The 18,750-nt window shown below is 73.6% G+C and carries 1 protein-coding gene; it reads right to left on the reverse strand.

The genetic code is table 11. The features are described from left to right. Window positions 1–20: 20 nt before the first annotated feature. Window positions 21–18,749 carry a type I polyketide synthase gene (locus tag ACYVF3_RS23325; RefSeq protein WP_461156474.1) on the reverse strand — a complete coding sequence of 6,243 codons (18,729 nt, stop codon included), beginning with the start codon at window positions 18,747–18,749 and terminating at the stop codon, window positions 21–23. Window position 18,750 lies beyond the last annotated feature (1 nt).

Here is an 18,750-nt window from a genome sequence, read left to right on the forward strand (position 1 = left end):
TCCTTTGATCGCCGGGTCTTTCAGTTCGCGGTGTGCTCTGTGGCCAGCCGCAGGAGGCTTTCGCCGTCCATCTCGTCGATCGAGTCCCCCTCGTCGGGCGAGGGGTCGGCGGTTTCGCCGTCGTCCTGGGCCAATCCCAGGACGAGGTCCAGCAAGCCCGCCTTGCGCAGTCGGCTGATCGGGATCGCCGCCAGGGCTTCCCGGACGTGCGCGTCCGGGTCGTCGGCTTCGCCACCGCCGGGGAGGAGTTGTTCGTGGAGGTGTCCGGCCAGGGCCGCGGGTGTCGGGTGGTCGAACACGAGCGTCGCCGGCAGCGCGAGCCCGGTGACCGACTTGAGCCGGTTGCGGAGCTCGATGGCGGTCACCGAGTCGTAGCCGACGTCGCGGAAGGCCCGGTTGGCGGGGAACGACTCGGCATCGGCGAATCCGAGCGTCGCCGCGGCTTCTCCGCGCACCAGTTCCAGCACGGACCGCGCCCGTTCCGCTTCGGGCAGGCCGGTCAGGCGCTGCGCGAACGCCGATTCGTCGGTCTCCGACTCGGGTTCGGCCAGGGCCTCCCGGGCTTCCGGGATGCCCGACAGCAGCGGGCTCGGGCGTCCGACCGTGAAGCTGGGCGCGAACCGCTCCCACTCGGTGTTGGCGACGGTCAGCGTCGCGTCCCCGTCCGCCACCGCCTGGTGCAGCACCATGAGCGCGAGCTCCGGGTCCATCTGCAGCACGCCTCGCTTGCGCAGGCGCTCGGCGTCCTCGCCGTCCGAGGCGGCCTTGCCCGCTCCTGCCCACGCTCCCCAGGCGATCGACGTGGCCGGCAGCCCGGTGCTGCGCCGGTGCTGCGCCAGGCCGTCGAGGTAGGCGTTGGCCGCGGCGTACGCGGACTGGCCACCGCTGCCCCAGCTCGCGGCACCCGACGAGAACAGCACGAAAGCGTCCAGGTCCAGCTCCGCGGTGAGCTCGTGCAGGTGCCGCGCGGAAGTCATCTTCGCCCGCAGGACACCGTCGAAGTCCTCGCCGGAGAGCTCGTCGATCCCGAGCCCGCTGTCGAAGATGCCTGCGGCGTGCACGATTCCGCGCAAGGGCTGCTCGCTCGGGATCTCCGCCAGCACCGAGGCCAGCGCGTCGCGGTCGGCGACGTCGCAGGCCCGCACCGTGACCTCGGCCCCGATCGCTTCCAGCTCGTTCCGCAGTTGTTCTGCACCAGGGGCTTCCGGACCCCGGCGGCTGAGGAGCACCACGTGCTCGGCTCCTCGGCTCACCGCGGAGCGGGCCACCTCGGCGCCCAGACCGCCGGTACCGCCGGTGATCAGCACCGTGCCGCTGACCTGCCACTCGCCGCTCCGCTGCCCGCGCGGGGCGCGGCTCAGTCGCCGACCGAACGAGCCGGAGGAGCGCACAGCGATCTGGTCCTCGTCGCCGGGATCCGCCAGCACACCGGCGAACCGCTCCAGGACCCGCTCGTCGAGCTCATCGGGCAGGTCGATCAACCCGCCCCACCGACTCGGAAGTTCCAGCGCCGCAACGCGTCCCATCCCCCACAGCACAGTTTGAACCGGACTGCAAGGGGCGTCGGAGTCACCGACCTGCACGGCTCGCCGGGTCGCGCACCACAGCGGTGCGTCGATGCCCCGGTCCCCCAGCGCCTGCAGCAGCGCCAGGGTCGAGAGCACGCCGATCGGGGTCTCGCCGAACACCGGGTGCGCCGCTTCGTCCACGCCCAGCAACGACAGCACCCCGGCGAACCCGACGCCCTCCGGAGCGGCCTCGGCGAGGTCGGCAGCGAACTGGTCGCGGTCGGCGGCGGGCTTGACCTCGACCCGCACCACGTCCGGTCCCAGCGCGGTGAGCGCCGAGCTCGTCCAGGTGTCCGCCGCTCCGGCGGGCACCACGGCCAGCCACGTCCCCGACGGCGTGCCTGCGGATCCGGCCAGCGCGGCCCAGGTCTCCTGGTACCGCCAGGCGCCGGTGATCGAGTGGGCTCGCTGGTTCTGGCGCCAGGACGTCAGCGCGGGGGTGATCGCGGCCGCGGTCTCCTCGTCCAGGCCCAGCGCCGAGCCGAGGTCCCCGCCTTCGACCAGGCCCCAGAAGGCGTGGTCCACGGGGTCGGCCGCGGTGACGGCCGCAGCGGGCTTCGGCCAGAGTCGCTGCCGCTGGAAGGCGTAGGTGGGCAGGTCGACCCGGCGAGCACCGGTCCGGTCGAACGACCCGCTCCAGTCCACGTCGACACCCCGCACGTACGCCTCGGCCAGCGAGGTCGCGAACCGGACGGGCCCGCCCTGCCGGCGGCGCAGGGTGCCCACGGCCGTCACGTCGACCTCGGCGTCCTCGGCCATCTGCTGCACGTGCATCGTCAGCACCGGGTGCGCGCTGGGTTCGATGAACACGCGGTGCCCATCGGCCATGAGCGCGGCCACGGCACCGGCGAAGTCCACCGGTCGGCGCAGGTTCTGGAACCAGTACTCGGCGTCGAGCTCGGCGGTGTCGATCCGGGTGGCGGTCACCGCGGAGTAGAACGGGATGTCGGTGGAGCGCGGTCGCACCGACGACAGCGCCTCCAGCAGCGTCTCCCGCAGCGGTTGGACGTGCGCGCAGTGCGAGGCGACCGGAGCGACCACCCGCGCCCGCACGTCCCGCGCCTCGCAGGCCGCCTGGAACTCCTCCAGCGCGTCCCGGTCTCCGGCGACGGTGACCGCGCCGGGCCCGTTGATCCCGGCGAGCGCGAGCTGGTCGGGCCAGTCCTCCAGCAGTGCGGTGACGGCCTCGCGGCCTGCCGCGACGGAGGCCACGCCGCCCTTGCCCTGCAGCTCTTCGGCGAACAACCGGCTGCGCACCACCACGATGCGCGCCGCGTCCTGCACGCTCAGGGCCCCGGCGACGCAGGCCGCGGCGATCTCGCCCTGCGAGTGGCCGACGACGGCGGCGGGCCGGACTCCGCAGGAGCCCCAGAGCTCCGCCAGCGACACCATCACCGCGAACAGCACCGGTTGCAGGACCTCGATGCGCTCCAGGACGGCCGCGCCCTCCTCGGTCTCGGAGTCGCGCAGCACCTCCAGGACCGACCACCCGGCCAGCGGGTGGATCGCCTCGTCGCACTCGCGCAGGGCGCGCCCGAAGACGGGCGAGGATTCCAGGAGTTCCAGTGCCATGCCCGGCCACTGCGTGCCCTGCCCGGGGAACACCAGGACCGGTCCCGGCCCGACCTCGCCCACCTCGCCGCGCACGGCACCGACGGGCGCGCCGTCGAGGCGCAGCGACACCGCGCGGTTCTCGAACACCGAGCGCGTGGTCAGCAGCGAGGATCCGATGTCGACCGGGGAGACCTCGGGGTGTTCGGCGGCGAAGGACTCGATCCGGTCGAGCTGTTCGTCCACCGCGGACTCGGAACGCGCGGACACGACCCACGGGACGAGCCCGCTCGGGGTTACGCCCGGTGCCGAGGGTTCGACGTCCGCTTCGGCCTGCTCCAGGACGAGGTGGGCATTGGTGCCGCTGATGCCGAAGGAGGACACCGCCGCGCGCCGCGCCCGGGCGACCTCCGGCCACTCCGCGGGTTCGTTGAGCACCTGAACTCCGGAGGCCGACCAGTCCACGTGCGCGGAGGGCGTGCCGGCGTGCAGGGTGCGCGGCAGTACTCCGTGGCGCAGGGCCAGCACCATCTTGATCACGCTCGCCACGCCCGCGGCGGCCTGGGTGTGCCCGATGTTGGACTTGATCGAGCCCAGCAGCAGCGGGTGCTCGCGTTCTTGGCCGTAGGTCGCCGCGAGCGCCTGCACCTCGATCGGGTCGCCCAGCGCGGTTCCCGTGCCGTGCGCGTCGATCGCGTCAACGTCCGATGTGGACAGATCGGCCGACGACAGCGCCTGGCGGATCACCCGCTGCTGCGACGGCCCGTTCGGGGCGGTCAGGCCGTTGGACGCACCGTCCTGGTTGACCGCCGAACCGCGCACCACCGCGAGCACGTCGTGGCCGTTGCGGCGCGCGTCCGACAGGCGCTCCAGCACCACCACGCCGACGCCTTCCGCCCAGCCGGCGCCGTCGGCGTCGTCGGAGAAGGCCTTGCAGCGCCCATCGGGGGCGGACGCCCCTTGCCGCTCCAGCTCGGCGATCGTCGCCGGGGTGGACATGATCGTGGCGCCACCGGCCAGCGCCAGATCGCACTCGTCCCGGTGCAGCGACTGCGCGGCCAGGTGCATCGCCAGCAGCGAGGACGAGCAGGCGGTGTCCACGGTGACGGCGGGGCCTTCGAAGCCGAAGGTGTAGGCGAGCCGCCCGGAGATCACGCTGCCCGCGACACCGGTCAGCGCGTGCCCGCCGGTGTCCTGGTCGGAGGCGGTGAGCACGGTGGCGTAGTCCTGCATGGTGCTGCCGACGAACACGCCGGTCCGGCTGCCGCGCAAGGATTCCGGGACGACCCCGGCGCGTTCGAAGGCTTCCCACGACGTCTCCAGCAGCAGGCGCTGCTGGGGGTCCATGGCCAGCGCCTCGCGCGGCGAGATGCCGAAGAACAGCGGGTCGAACTCCGCCTGCCCGGCCAGGAATCCGCCCTCGCCGGGGATCGCGCCGGAGCCCAGCAGCGCGTCGAGGTCCCAGCCCCGGTCGGTGGGGAACCCGGCGATCGCGTCGCGGCCCTCCACCAGGAGTTGCCAGAGCTCTTCCGGCGAGGTGACGCCGCCGGGGAAGCGGCAGGCCATGCCGACGATCGCGATCGGCTCGTCGACCCGGTCGTGGCGGTGCGCGACCTCGATCGCGGAGCGGTCCCCGAGCAGCGCGGCGAGCAGGTGCTCGGCCAGCGCCCGAGGAGTCGGGTAGTCGTAGACGAGGCCGGCGGCCAGCGTCCGGCCGGTGGCGTGCGCGAGCTGGTTGCGCAGCTCGACACCGGTCAGCGAGTCGAAACCCAGGTCCCGGAACGCCTTGTCCAGCCCGATCGCCGAGGGGGCGGCGTGACCGAGGACCGCGGCGACGCGGGTGCGGACCAGGTCGAGCACGAGTTCGGTCCGCGCGGCCTCGTCCAGCTCCCGGAGCCGGGTGGTGAAGGCTGTCGCTCCGGCGTCGGGCCGGGCGGATTCGAGCGCGGCCAGCACCGACCGCGCTTCCGGCAGCTCGGACAGCAGCGGCAGCGGGCGCATCTCCAGCAAGCTGCTCAGGGTTCGCGGTTGCACCAGGTCGGCGATGACCGTCGTCGCGGAGGGGCGGGCGACGGCCTGCCACAGCGCGGTGATCGCGAGTTCCGGGTCGAGCGTCCCGGCGCCGGCCCGCTGCAGGCGCTCGGCGACCTCGCCGTCGGCGGCCATGCCGCTGCCTGCCCAGGCGCCCCACGCGAGGGAGGTGGCGGGCTTCCCGGCGCTCCGGCGCCACTGCGCCAGCGCGTCGAGGACCGCGTTGGCGGCCGCGTAGTTGGCCTGCCCGGGGTTGCCCACCGCACCGGCCACGGACGAGAACAGCACGAAGAAGTCCAGGTCGCCGGTGAGCTCGTGGAGCAGCAGCGCGGAGTCGACCTTCGAGCGCAGCACCCCGGCGAAGCGCTCCGGTGTCAGCTGTTCCAGCACGCCGTCGTCGACGACACCGGCGGTGTGCACCACGCCGGACAACCGCTCCACCCCGGCCAGCAGGGCGGTGAGGTCGTCGCGGTCGGCGACGTCGCAGGACTCGATCCGGACCCGCACGCCCAGCCCGGTCAGCTCCTCGTGCAGAGCGTCGGCGCCGGGTGCTCGCGGTCCGCGACGGCTGACGAGGACGAGCTCGTCGACACCGCGTCCGGCCAGGTCGCGCGCGACGGCGGCACCCAGCGCGCCGGTGCCGCCGGTGATGAGCACGGTCCCGGAGGCCGTGAACGGCCCCGAGGCAGGCTGGTGGCGAGGCGCGGGGATCAGCCTTCGGCCGAACGCGCCCTGGGCGCGCACCGCCACCTGGTCCTCGGTCCCCGAGGCCAGCACCGCGGTCACGCGCTCGGTGATCCTCTCGTCGAGCTGGTCGGGCAGGTCGATCAGGCCGCCCCACCGGCCGGGGAGCTCCAGCGCGGCGACGCGACCCAGGCCCCACGTGGCAGCGCGCTGCGGGTCGCGGATCGGGTCGTCGTCGCCGGTGGAAACCGCTGCGCGGGTGATGGCCCAGATCCGGGCGTCGACACCCGCGTCGCCGAGCGCCTGCACCAGCAGAGCGTTCCCGGTCAGGTCCCATTCGGCCGCACCGAGCAGCGACACCGCTCCGGACACCTCGGGCAGGTCCGCGAGTCGCTCGGCCAGCTCACCGCGGCCCTGGTCTTCGGGGATGTCCAGGGCGAGGGCCTGCGTGCCGAGGGAGTCGACGACGGCGGTGATCCACGGGTCGTCGGCGAGTTCGGCGGGCACCAGGACCAGCCAGGTTCCGGTCACCGGCGCCGGGGACGGGGTCAACGGGGTCCAGGACTCCTGGTAGCACCAGGAGTCCACCTGCGCTTGGGTGCGGCGCCGGGTGCGCCAGGAGGACAGCGCGGGGACCAGTCCGGCGACCGATTCCTCGTCCACGCCCAGTTCGGCGGCCAGCGAACCGTTGTCGACCAGGTCCCAGAACAGGTCGTCATCGGGGTTCGACGCCACCCGCTCCGGCCAGTAGCGCTCGCGTTGGAAGGGGTAGGTGGGCAGGTCGACCCGATGCGCGCCGGCGCCTGCGAAGCACCCGGACCAGTCGACCTCGACGCCGGCCGTGTGCAGCCGGGCGAGAGCTTCGACGAGCGCGGGCTCGGCGTCGCGGTCCTTGCGCTGCGCGGGGACCAGAACCGCTTCCTCCGCAGCGGATTCGGTGGCCATGGCGGTCAGGGCGCCGTCCGGCCCGAGCTCCAGGAACGCGTTCACCCCTCGGTCGCCCAGGGAGCGCACGTGGTCGGCGAACCGAACGGTGTTCCGCACGTGGCGCACCCAGAACTCCGGCGAGGTCACATCCCCGTCGGTGGCGATCGCAATGCCGGGTTCCTGGAAGGACAGTCCGCTGATCGCAGCGCGGAAGTCGTCCAGCATCGGGTCCATCGCCGATGAGTGAAACGCATGACTGACCAGTAGACGCCTAGACTTCCAACGCCCGGCCACTTCCAGGACGTCGTCCTCGTCACCGGCGAGCACCACCGAGTTCGGGCCGTTCACCGCAGCGATAGAGACGCCCTCGGCCAGGTACGGCAGCACCTCGTCCTCACCGGCCTGCACCGCGACCATCGCACCGCCCGCGGGCAGCGCCTGCATCAGCCGAGCCCGCGCGCTGATCAACGTGCACGCGTCCTCCAGCGAGAACACCCCGGCCACGTGCGCAGCCGCGATCTCACCGATCGAATGCCCCGCGACGTGATCCGCACGCACACCGAAGGACTCGATTAGCCGGAACAACGCCACCTCGACGGCGAACAGCGCGGGCTGCGCGAACCCGGTCTGGTTCAGCGCCTCCGCGTGCTGGCCCCACATCACGTCCCGAACACCCGGGTCCAGCTGCTCCAGCACGCAGTCCAGGGCCTCGGCGAACACCGGGAAACGGTCGTAGAGCTCCCGACCCATCCCCAGCCGCTGCGAACCCTGCCCCGCGAACAGCACACCCAGCGACCGCTCCCCGGCCACACCGCGCGCCGCCTCCACCACGCCCGTTGCCGAGGCCAGCAGGACCGCGCGGTGCTCGAAGGACGAACGCGATCGGGCGAGCGAGAAGCCGACGTCGACGGGCGAGAGATCGGCGTGGTCGCGCACGAACGCCTCGACCCGCTCCAGCTGCGCCGCCAGGGCGGGTTCGGACCGCGCCGACACGACCCACGGTATGACGTCGGGCACGAGGGCAGGCTCCTCCGCCTGATCCTCGGGATGCGGGGCGGATTCGACGATCACGTGCGCGTTGGTGCCGCTGACCCCGAACGAGGACACACCGGCACGGCGCTCGGGTCCCGTGTCCGGCCATTCCCGTTGCGACACGAGGAGTTCCACCGAACCAGAAGTCCAGTCCACTGAGGATGACGGCTCGTCGACGTGCAGCGTGCGCGGCACCAGGCCGCGCTGCATCGCCGCGACCACCTTCATCACCCCGGCGACACCGCCCGCCGACTGCGCGTGTCCGATGTTGGACTTGATCGACCCCAGCAGGACCGGTGCGTCCCGGTCCTGGCCGTAGGTGGCGAGCACGGCCTGCGCCTCGATCGGGTCCCCGAGCGTGGTTCCGGTGCCGTGCGCCTCCACCACGTCCACATCGGACGGTTGCAGGCCCGAGTTGGCCAGCGCCTGGCGGATCACCCGCTGCTGCGACGGGCCGTTCGGCGCCGTCAGCCCGTTCGACGCGCCGTCGGAGTTCACCGCCGAACCCCGCACCACCGCCAGCACGCGGTGGCCGTGGCGACGGGCGTCCGACAACCGCTCCAGCGCCAGCATCCCGGCGCCTTCGGACCAGCCCGTGCCGTCGGCGGCGTCGGCGAACGCCTTGCAGCGGCCGTCCGGCGCCAAACCTCCCTGCCAGGTGAACGCGGCGAACGCGTTCGGCGTCGCCATCACCCGCACGCCACCCGCCAGGGCGAGGTCGCACTCGCCCTGGCGCAGGGACTGCGCGGCCAGGTGCAGCGCCACCAGCGACGACGAGCACGCCGTGTCCACGGTGATCGCGGGGCCCTCCATGCCCAGCAGGTAGGAGATCCGGCCCGAGAGCACGCTCGCCGAGAACGCCGTGGTGGCGTAGAGCTGGAATTCCTCGCGCGCGTGGGAGCGGGTGAGCAGGTCGCCGTAGTCCTGGTCGGTGGTCCCGGTGAACACACCGGTCCGGCTGCCCCGCAGCGCCCCCGGGTCGATGCCCGCGCGCTCCAATGCCTCCCACGAGACCTCCAGCAGCAGCCGCTGCTGCGGGTCCATCGCCAGCGCCTCGCGCGGCGAGATGCCGAAGAACCCGGCGTCGAAACCGCCGACGTCGGCGAGGAAACCGCCCTGCGAGGTGGCGCTGTCCATCCGATCCAGATCCCAGCCGCGGTCGGCGGGGAACGACCCGATCACGTCGCGGCCCTCGGCCACCACGTCCCACAGCTGCTCGGGCGAGGACACCCCACCCGGATAGCGGCATCCCATGCCCACGATCGCGATCGGGTCGTCGGACACCCCGGTGCCGACGACCGGGACCGCGACCGCATCGCCGCCGCCGAGCAGCGCTGTGCGCAGGTGCGCGACCACGGCTTTCGCGGTCGGGTGGTCGAAGACCAGCGTGGTCGGCAACGCGAGCCCGGTCGCCGCCCTGAGCCGGTTGCGGACGTCGACGGCCGTCACCGAGTCGAAGCCGAGCTCGCGGAACGCCCTGTCGACGGGCAGCTCGCCCGGGTCGGTGTAACCGAGCGCCCGCCCGGCCTCGGCCCGCACCAGGTCGAGCAGCACTCGGTCCCGCTCGGGCTCGGAGAGACCGGTGAGCCGCCGCACCAGGCCGGAGGCACCGGCGGCCTGGTGCGCGTCGGCGTCATCCTCCAGCGCCCGCCGGGCCTCCGGGATTCCCGTCAGCAGCGGGCTCGGGCGTCCGGCGGTGAAGCTCGGGGCGAACCGCTGCCAGTCGGTGTCGGTCGCGGTGAGGGTCGTCGACCCGTCGCCGACGGCGTGCTGCAGCACCAGCAGCGCCTGCTGCGGGTCCATCGGCCGCACGCCGACGCGCCGCATCAGCTCGGCGCGCTCCGGGTCGGTGGCCAGCCCGGACCCGGCCCAGGCGCCCCACGCGATCGAGGTCGCGGCCAGGCCCAGGCCGCGCCGGTGCAGCGCGAGCCCGTCCAGGTAGGCGTTGGCAGCGGCGTACGCGGACTGGCCACCGCTACCCCAGCTCGCGGCACCCGAGGAGAACAGCACGAAAGCGTCCAGGTCCAGCTCCGCGGTGAGCTCGTGCAGGTGCCGCGCGGAGGTCATCTTCGCGCGAAGGGCACCGTCGAGGTCGTTGGCTTCGAGGAGGTCGACCGGCGCGTCGCCCTCGCCGTGCGCGGCGGCGTGCACCACCGCGGTCAGCGGGCAGTCGTCCGGCACGCGCGCGAGCACGCCCGCCAGCGCGTCGCGGTCCGAGACGTCGCAGGGCTCGACGGTGACCCGGGCGCCCAGCGCCTCCAGCTCGTCGCGCAGTTGCGGGGCGCCCGGCGCTCCGAGACCCCGGCGGCTCACCAGCAGGACGTGCTCGGCTCCTCGGTCGATCACCCATCGTGCGACCTGGCCGCCCAGCGCACCGGTCCCGCCGGTGATCAGGACGGTGCCTCGCGCTCGCCACTCCCCCCGGCGCGCTGGTCGCGGGGCGCGCGACAGGCGCCGGCCGAAGGCGCTGGACGAGCGCACCGCGACCTGGTCCTCGCCGCCCGCGAACGCGGCTGCGAAGTGCTGCGCTACCGAGTCGTCCAGGTCCTCGGGCAGGTCGATCAGCCCGCCCCACCGGTCCGGCAGGTCGAGCGCGGCGACCCGGCCGAATCCCCACAGGGCCGACTGCACCGGGTGGAGCACCGGGTCGGACTCGCCGGTCGACATCGCCGCCCTGGTGACGCACCACAGCGGCGCGGTGATGCCGGCGTCACCGAGCGCCTGCACGAGCAGCAGCGTGGAGACCAGTCCGGCCGGGCTCGACGCGTGCACGGGACGGGCGGTCTCCGAGGTGCCCAGCAGCGACACCACGCCCGCCGGGTGCGGCAGCTGCGTGAGCCGGTCCGCCAGCGCGGGCCGGTCGTCGTCGCCGACGTCCAGCCGGAGCACCTCGGCGTGCGCTCCCAGCGCGGCCGACGCCCAGTCGGCTTCCGGAGAACCGGCCGAGGCGACGAGCAGCCAGGTCCCGCGTGGACCGGTCGCGGCGGGCGCCGGCACCCAGGTTTCCCGGTACCGCCAGGAATCCACCGCGGCCTGCGCGCGCGAGCGCTCGCGCCAGGAGGCCAGCGCGGGTGCCACGGCGGTGGCGGTCTCGGCGTCGAGGTCCAGCGCCGAGGCCAGGTCGCCGCCCTCGACGAGCTCCCACAGCGCGGAGTCCACCGGGTCGGCGGCCACCCCGTGTTCGATCGGGTCCTCCCAGTAGCGCTGCCGCTGGAAGGCGTAGGTGGGCAAGGAGACCCGCCGCGCGTCCGTGCCCGCGAACAGGGCCGCCCAGTCGACCCGGACCCCGCGGACGTGGGCTTGGGCGACCGAGGTCAGCAGCTGGCCCCAGCCGCCGCTCCCCCGCCGCAACGAGCCCAGGACGACGCCCTCAGCTCCCGCGTCCTCGATCGTCTGCTCGACGGGGCTGGTCAGCACGGGGTGCGCGCTGGGCTCGATGAACACGTCGTGCCCGTCGGCCAGCAGGAGTCGCGTGGTCGGCTCGAAACGCACTGTCCTGCGCAGGTTCTCGTACCAGTAGTGGGCGTCGAGACCGGCGGTGTCGAGGAGGCCGCCGGTGACTGTCGAGTAGAACGGCACGGCGGCGGAACGCGGCTGGAGGCCGGAGAGCTCGGTGAGCACGCGGTCGCGGATGGCTTCCACCTGCGCGCTGTGCGAGGCGTAGTCGACGGTGACCCGCCGGGTGCGGACGCCCTCGGCCTCGCACTCGGCGGCCAACTCGTCCAGCGCCGCGTCCTCACCGGCGACGACCGCCGAGTGCGACGCGTTGACCACGGCCACCGACAGCCGCTCGCCCCACCGGTCGAGCCGGCTGCTCAGCTCGGCTTCGGGCAGCGCGACCGAGAGCATCCCGCCGCGCCCCGACAAGGAGTCGGCGACGGCGAGGCTGCGGAGGGCGACCACGCGGGCGCCGTCGGCGAGGCTCAGCGCACCGGACACCACCGCGGCCGCGATCTCGCCCTGCGAATGTCCCACCACCGCAGCGGGTTCCACGCCCAGCGAGCGCCACAGGTGCGCGAGCGAAACCATCGTCGCCCACAGCACCGGCTGCACCACGTCGACGCGGTCCAGCGAGGGCGCGCCATCGGCTTCCCGGAGCACGTCGTGCAGCGACCAGTCGACGAACGGCTCCAGCGCCGCGGCGCACTCGTCGATCCGCTCGTCGAACGCCGCCGACCGTCCCAGCAACTCGCGGCCCATGCCGGCCCACTGGGAGCCCTGCCCGGGGAAGACGAAGGCGGTCTTGCCGACGGGTGCGGTGACGCCCTGGACGACGCGGTCGTCCGGGCGCTCGGCGATCAGCGAGTCCAGCGCGGCGCGCAGCGCGGCGCGGTCGGTCCCGAGCACGACGGCCCGGTTCTCGAAGGACGTCCGCGAGGTCACCAGCGAATACCCGACGTCCACCGGTTCGGCCTCCGGCACCTCGGCGTCGCGGAGCCGCGCGGCCTGCGCGAGCAGCGCCTGGTGCGATCGCGCCGACAGCACCCACGGCACCACCGCGGTGGGCTCGTCCCTCACCTCGGCCGGAGGGTCGGCGCGCGGGGCCTGTTCGAGGATGATGTGCGCGTTGGTGCCGCTGATGCCGAACGACGACACCCCGGCCCGGTGCGAGCGGTCCGCGTCCGGCCACGGCGTCGGCTCGGTCAGCAGCCGGACCCCGCCGGTGGACCAGTCGACCTGGCTGCTCGGCTCGTCGGCGTGCAGCGTCCTGGGCAGCAGGCCGTGGCGCAGCGCGAGCACCATCTTGATGACCCCACCCACGCCCGCGGCGGCCTGCGCGTGCCCGATGTTGGACTTCAGCGCGCCCAGCAGCAGCGGCTGCTTGCGGTCCTCGCCGTAGGTCGCCATCAGCGCTTGGGCCTCGATCGGGTCGCCCAGCGGGGTTCCGGTGCCGTGCGCCTCCACTGCGTCCACATCGGACGGACGCAGTCCCGCGGTGGCGATGGCCTGGCGGATCACCCGCTGCTGCGCGGGACCGTTCGGGGCGGTCAACCCGTTCGACGCGCCGTCGGAGTTGACCGCCGAGCCCCGCACCACCGCGAGCACCTCGCGGCCGTTGCGGCGGGCGTCGGAGAGGCGTTCCAGCGCGAGGACGCCCGCGCCTTCCGACCAGCCCATCCCGTCGGCGGAATCGGAGAACGGCTTGCACCGGCCATCCGGTGCCAGGCCGCGCAGCCGCCCGAAGATGGTGAAGGGCTCCGGCGTGGACATCACCGTCACACCGCCGGCGAGGGCGAGATCGCACTCGCCGGAGCGCAGCGACTGCACGGCCAGGTGCAGCGCCACCAGCGACGACGAGCACGCCGTGTCCACCGACAGCGCAGGGCCTTCCAGCCCGAGGGTGTAGGCGACCCGGCCGGAGACCAGGCTGCCACCGCTGGTGCTCGCCGAGTCCGTACCGCGCGCGTAGTCGTGGTACATCACCCCGGCGAACACCCCGGTCCGGCTGCCCTTCAGCGAGCGCGGGTCGATCCCCGCGCGCTCGACGGCTTCCCACGCGACTTCGAGCATCACCCGCTGCTGCGGGTCGGTCTGGGTCGCCTCGGCCGGGGAGATGCCGAAGAATCCGGGGTCGAACCGCGTCGCGTCGTCGATGAAACCGCCGGTGGAGACGTAGGTGCGGCCGATCTTGCCCGGTTCCGGGTCGAAGATGCGCTCCACGTCCCACCCGCGGTCGGTGGGTAGGTCGGTCGTGGCGTCGCCGCCGTCGAGCAGCAGCTGCCACAGCTCCTCGGGGCTGTTCGCCCCTCCCGGGTAGCGGCAGCTCAGCGACACGACCGCGATCGGATCGTCGACGCCGTGGCGGGCGGTGACCACCTCGTCGCGAACGACCCCGCTCAGGTCGTCGTCCAGGTGCTCCACGACGGCCAGCGGCGTGGGGTGGTCGAAGACGAGCGTGGCGGGCAGGTGCAGCCCGGTGGCCGCGGCGAGCCGGTTGCGGAACTCCACGGCGCTCAGCGAGTCGAAACCGAGCTCCTGGAAGGCGCGTTCGGGTTCGACCGCAGCCGAGGAGGCGTGCCCGAGCACCGACGCCGCGGTGGAGCGGACCAGGTCGAGGAACGCGGTTCGCCGGTCCGCGCCGGACAGGCCCGCGAACGCCCCGGCGAGCGAGGAGGTCCGGGCGGCCTGGCGCGCCGGTGCGCGCACGAGACCGCGCAGCAGCGCGGGGATCTCGCCGCCGCGCGACCGCAGCGCACCGGTGGCCAGGCGCAGCGGGACGAGCTGCGCGGAATCGGATGCCAGCGCGGCGTCGAACAGGGCGAGCCCGTCCTCGCCCGACAGCGGCAGGTAGCCCTGCTCGCGCATCCGGTCCCAGTCGCTCTGCGCGAGCCCGGTGCTGAGCCCGTCGCCGATGTCGAGCACGCCGTAGTCCAGCGACGTCGCGGGCAGGCCGTGGCGGCGGCGGTGCGCGGCGAGGGCGTCCAGGAAGACGTTGGCCGCCGCGTAGTTCGCCTGCCCGGCGCTGAGCACCAGGCCGCCTGCCGAGGAGATCAGCACGAACATCGCCAGGTCGGCCTCGGCCGTCAGCTCGTGCAGGTGCCACGCCGCGTCGGCCTTCGGGCGGAACACGCTGTCGAGCCGGTGCGGGTTCATCGACTCGATCACGCCGTTGTCGCTGACGCCGGCCGCGTGGACGACGCCGACGAGCGGGTGCTCGGCGGGAACGTCCTCCAGCAACCGGGCGAGGGCGTCGCGGTCGGCGACGTCGCAGGCGGCGAAGGTGACCGAGGCTCCTCGCTCGGCGAGTTCGGCGCGCAGCCGCTCCGCCCCGGGCGCGTCCGCGCCTCGGCGGCTGGTCAGCAGTAGGTGGCGCACGTCGTGCGCGTGGACCAGGTGCCGGGCCAGCAGAGCCCCGAACCCACCGGTGCCGCCGGTGACGAGCACGGTGCCCTCGCGCAGCTCCGGTGCGGTCGCCGCGGTCGAGGTGCCGGTCAGGCGCGGGACCCGCAGTTCGCCGTCGCGCACCGCCGCTTCCGGCTCACCGACCGCGACCGCGGCGCCGACGTGGGCGAGGTCGTCGACGTCGAGGAGCTGGAACCGCCCGGGGTTCTCGGCCTCAGCGGCCCGGACGAGGCCCCACACCGGGGCTTGACCTAGGTCGATGGCGTTCTCGTCGGCGACCGCTCCCCTGGTCACCACGACCAGGCGGGACCGGCTGAAGCGCTCGTCGGCGAGCCACCGCTGCACGGTCTCCAGCACGGACCCGCAGACGTCGCGGGCGCCGTCGAGCACCTGTCCGGAGGTGCTCGGGCAGACCAGGGCGACGATGTCCGGCACGTCCTCGCCGAATTCGGGCAGATCGGCGAGAACCGGTGCGTCGAGGTCCTCGCTGCCGATCACCGACCAGTTCAGCGGCCCGGGTGCGGGAAGCGGCCGGGAGGTCCATTCCAGCCCGAACAGCGAGTCCGAAACCCGCTGCGAGCCGAGCTGTTCCGCCGTCACCTCGCGGCCGACGAGGTTGTCCACCGCCAGCACCGGACGGCCCAGCTCGTCGGCCAGCTGCAGCGAGACGCTGCCGGGCCCCTCCAGCACCATCCGCACGCGGACGGCGGAGGCCCCGGTCGCGTGCAGCGACAAGCCGTTCCACACGAACGGCAAGGACACGCCTTCGTCGGCGCCCCGGCCGATCAGCGAGACGTGCAGGGCGGCATCGAGCAGGGCGGGGTGGACGCCGTAGTCCGATGCCGCAGCGACATCGGCGTCGTCGAGCCGCACCTCGGCGAACAGCTCGTCGCCTCGGCGCCACGCCGAGCGCAGGCCCTGGAAGGCCGGGCCGTAGGCGTAGCCGGCGTCGGCGAGCACCTCGTAGGCCGCGTCGAGCTCGATCGGATCCACCTGCGGCGGAGGCCATTCGGCGAAGTCGAAGTCGGGTACCGCACCGCCCAGGACCACGGATCCTTCGGCGTGCACCGTCCACGGGGACTCGCCGTCCGGGCGCGCGTGCACGGTCAGCCTGCGCCTGCCGGACTCGTCGGCGCCCGCGACGGCCACCTGGATCCAGACCGCGCCGTCCGCCGGGATCTCCAGGGGCGCGCGGAGGGTGAGCTCGTCGACGACGTCGCAGTCCACGCGCTGGGCGGCGTGCAGGGCCAGCTCCGCGAAACCGGTTCCCGGCAGGAGGACCGAGCCGAGCACGACGTGATCGGCCAGCCAGGGAAGGGTTTTCGTGGACAGCGCGCCGGTGAAGGTGACTCCGTCGGAGTCGGGCTGTTCGACCACGGCACCCAGCAGCGGGTGTTCGGCGGTGTCGACGCCGTGGGCGGCCAGACCGCCGATGTCGCCACCCAGCCACGAGTGGGCCAGGTGCTCGCGGGGGTCCAGCCAGAACCGCTCGTGCTGGAAGGGGTAGGTCGGCAGGTCGATGCGGCGCGCCCCGCGGTCGCGGTGGAAGGCCGCCCAGTCCACGTCGGTGCCCGCGCAGAACAGCCCGGCCAGCCCGGTGACCGCGGTCATGCGCTCGGTCCGGTGGCGCCTGCCGAGCGGGAACGCGGCGACACCGCCGGAGTGCTCCAGCGCCTCCAGGACCATGGGCGTGAGGGCCGCGTCGGGCCCGACCTCCGCGAACCGGGACGCGCCCAGCTCGCGCATGGTCGTGACCGCGTCGGCGAAGCGCACGGTGTCGCGCACCTGCCGGACCCAGTACCCGGGGTCGGACATCTCGTCGGTGATCTGCGCCCCGGTCACCGACGACACCAGCGGAACCTGCGGGCGGTGGAACGACAGGCCGCGGATCTCGGCCTCGAAGGCCGCGAGCATCGGGTCCATCAGCGGGGAGTGGAAGGCGTGCGAGACCCGCAGCCCGCGGGTGCGCCATCCCCGCTCCTGGCAGCGCTCGGCGACCGCGCGCACGGCGTCCTCGGCGCCGGAGACGACGACCGACGCCGGGCCGTTGACGGCCGCGATGGCCACGTGCTCCGGCAGCAGCGGACGCACGTCGTGCTCCGCGGCGCCGATCGCGACCATCGCACCACCGGCCGGGAGGTCCTGCATCAACCGGCCGCGCGCGGCCACCAGGGCGCAGGCGTCGTGCAGCGACAGGACGCCTGCCACGTGGGCGGCGGCGATCTCACCGATCGAGTGCCCGGCCACCACGTCGGGACGGACGCCCCAGGACTCCAGCAGCCGGTGCAGGGACACCTCGAACGCGAACAGGCCGGCCTGCGCGAACAGGGTCTCGTCCAGCAGATCGTCCCCGGCCTCGCCGAAGATCACCTCGCGCGGTGAGCGGCCCACCAGCGGCGCGAGCAGTTCGGTGATCTCGTCGAAAGCCGCTGCGAACGCGGGAAAGGCGGCGTGCAGGTCGGCACCCATGCCGGCCCACTGCGCGCCCTGCCCGGAGAACACCGCGCCGGTCGACCCGGTGATGGCCCGGCCCGACACCACGCCCGGGGCGTCCCCGCCGCGGGCCAGCGCCTCCAGCCCGGAGGCCGGCTCCGGGAGTTCGGTGCCGAAGGCGACGGCGCGGTGCTCGAACAGCGCGCCCGAAGTCGCCAGCGAGAACCCGACGTCCACCGGGTGTTCCACCACTTCGGACAGATCGCGAGCACGATCACGCAGCGCATCAGCGGTTTTCGCCGACAGGACCCACGGGATCACCGGTGCGGGAATCCGCTCGTCGGCGACGTCCTCCTCCGCAGGCGCCAGCTCCAGGATGACGTGCGCGTTGGTGCCGCTGATGCCGAACGACGACACTCCGGCGCGGCGCGGGGCGCCGGTCTCCGGCCAGCGCACCGGTTCCCGCAGGAGCCGGACGCCACCCGCCGACCAGTCGACCCGGCTGCTGGGCTCGTCGACGTGCAGGGTCGGCGGCAGAACCCCGTGACGCAGCGCCATCACCATCTTGATGACCCCGCCCACGCCGGAGGCGGCCTGGGCGTGCCCGATGTTGGACTTCAGCGAACCCAGCCACAGCGGACGTTCGGCGGGCCGGTCGGCACCGTAGGTCCCGAGCAGCGCTTGGGCCTCGATCGGGTCGCCCAGCGACGTGCCGGTGCCGTGGCCCTCCACGGCGTCGACCTGATCTGCCGAGATCCGCGCGTTCGCCAGCGCCTGGCGGATCACCCGCCGCTGCGCCGGGCCGTTGGGCGCGGTGAGCCCGCTGGACGCGCCGTCGGAGTTGACCGCGCTCCCCCGGACCACGGCGAGCACCTGGTGGCCGTTGCGACGCGCGTCCGACAGCCGCTCGACGACGAGCACGCCGACGCCTTCTGACCAGGACGTTCCGTCAGCGGAGTCGGCGAAGGACCGGCACCGGCCGTCCGCCGACAGGCCCCGCTGCTTGCTGAACTCGATGAACGCCTCGGGCGTCGCCATCACCGTGACACCACCGGCCAGCGCCAGCTCGCACTCCCCCGAGCGCAGCGACCGCACCGCCGCATGCAGCGACACCAGCGACGACGAGCACGCGGTGTCCACCGTGACGGCCGGACCTTCGAACCCGTAGACGTAGGAGAGCCGGCCGGAGGCGACCGAGCCGGAGTTCGCGTTGGCCGGGTAGTCGTGGTACATCATCCCGACGAACACGCCGGTCCGGCTGCCGCGCAGCGCGGCGGGGTCGAGGCCCGCGCGCTCGAAGGCCTCCCAGGAGGTTTCCAGCAGCAGGTGCTGCTGCGGGTCCATCGTGGCGGCTTCGTTCGGGCTGATCCCGAAGAAACCGGGGTCGAAATCCCCTGCCTCGTGCAGGAAACCGCCCTGGCGGCTGTAGGTGGTGCGGGGTTCGACGCCGGTGGGGTCGTGGAGCCGTTCGACGTCCCATCCCCGGTTGGTGGGGAAGTCGGTGATGGCGTCGACCCCGTTCTCCACCAACCGCCACAGGTCCTCCGGGCTCGTCACGCCACCCGGGTAGCGGCAGGCCATGCCCACGATCGCGATCGGCTCGGAGGCTGCGGCGACGAGCTCGCGGTTCTGGGCTCTGAGCTGCTCGTTCTCCTTCAGCGAGGCCCGCAGCGCTCCGATG

The sequence above is a fragment of the Saccharopolyspora tripterygii genome (assembly GCF_054778355.1).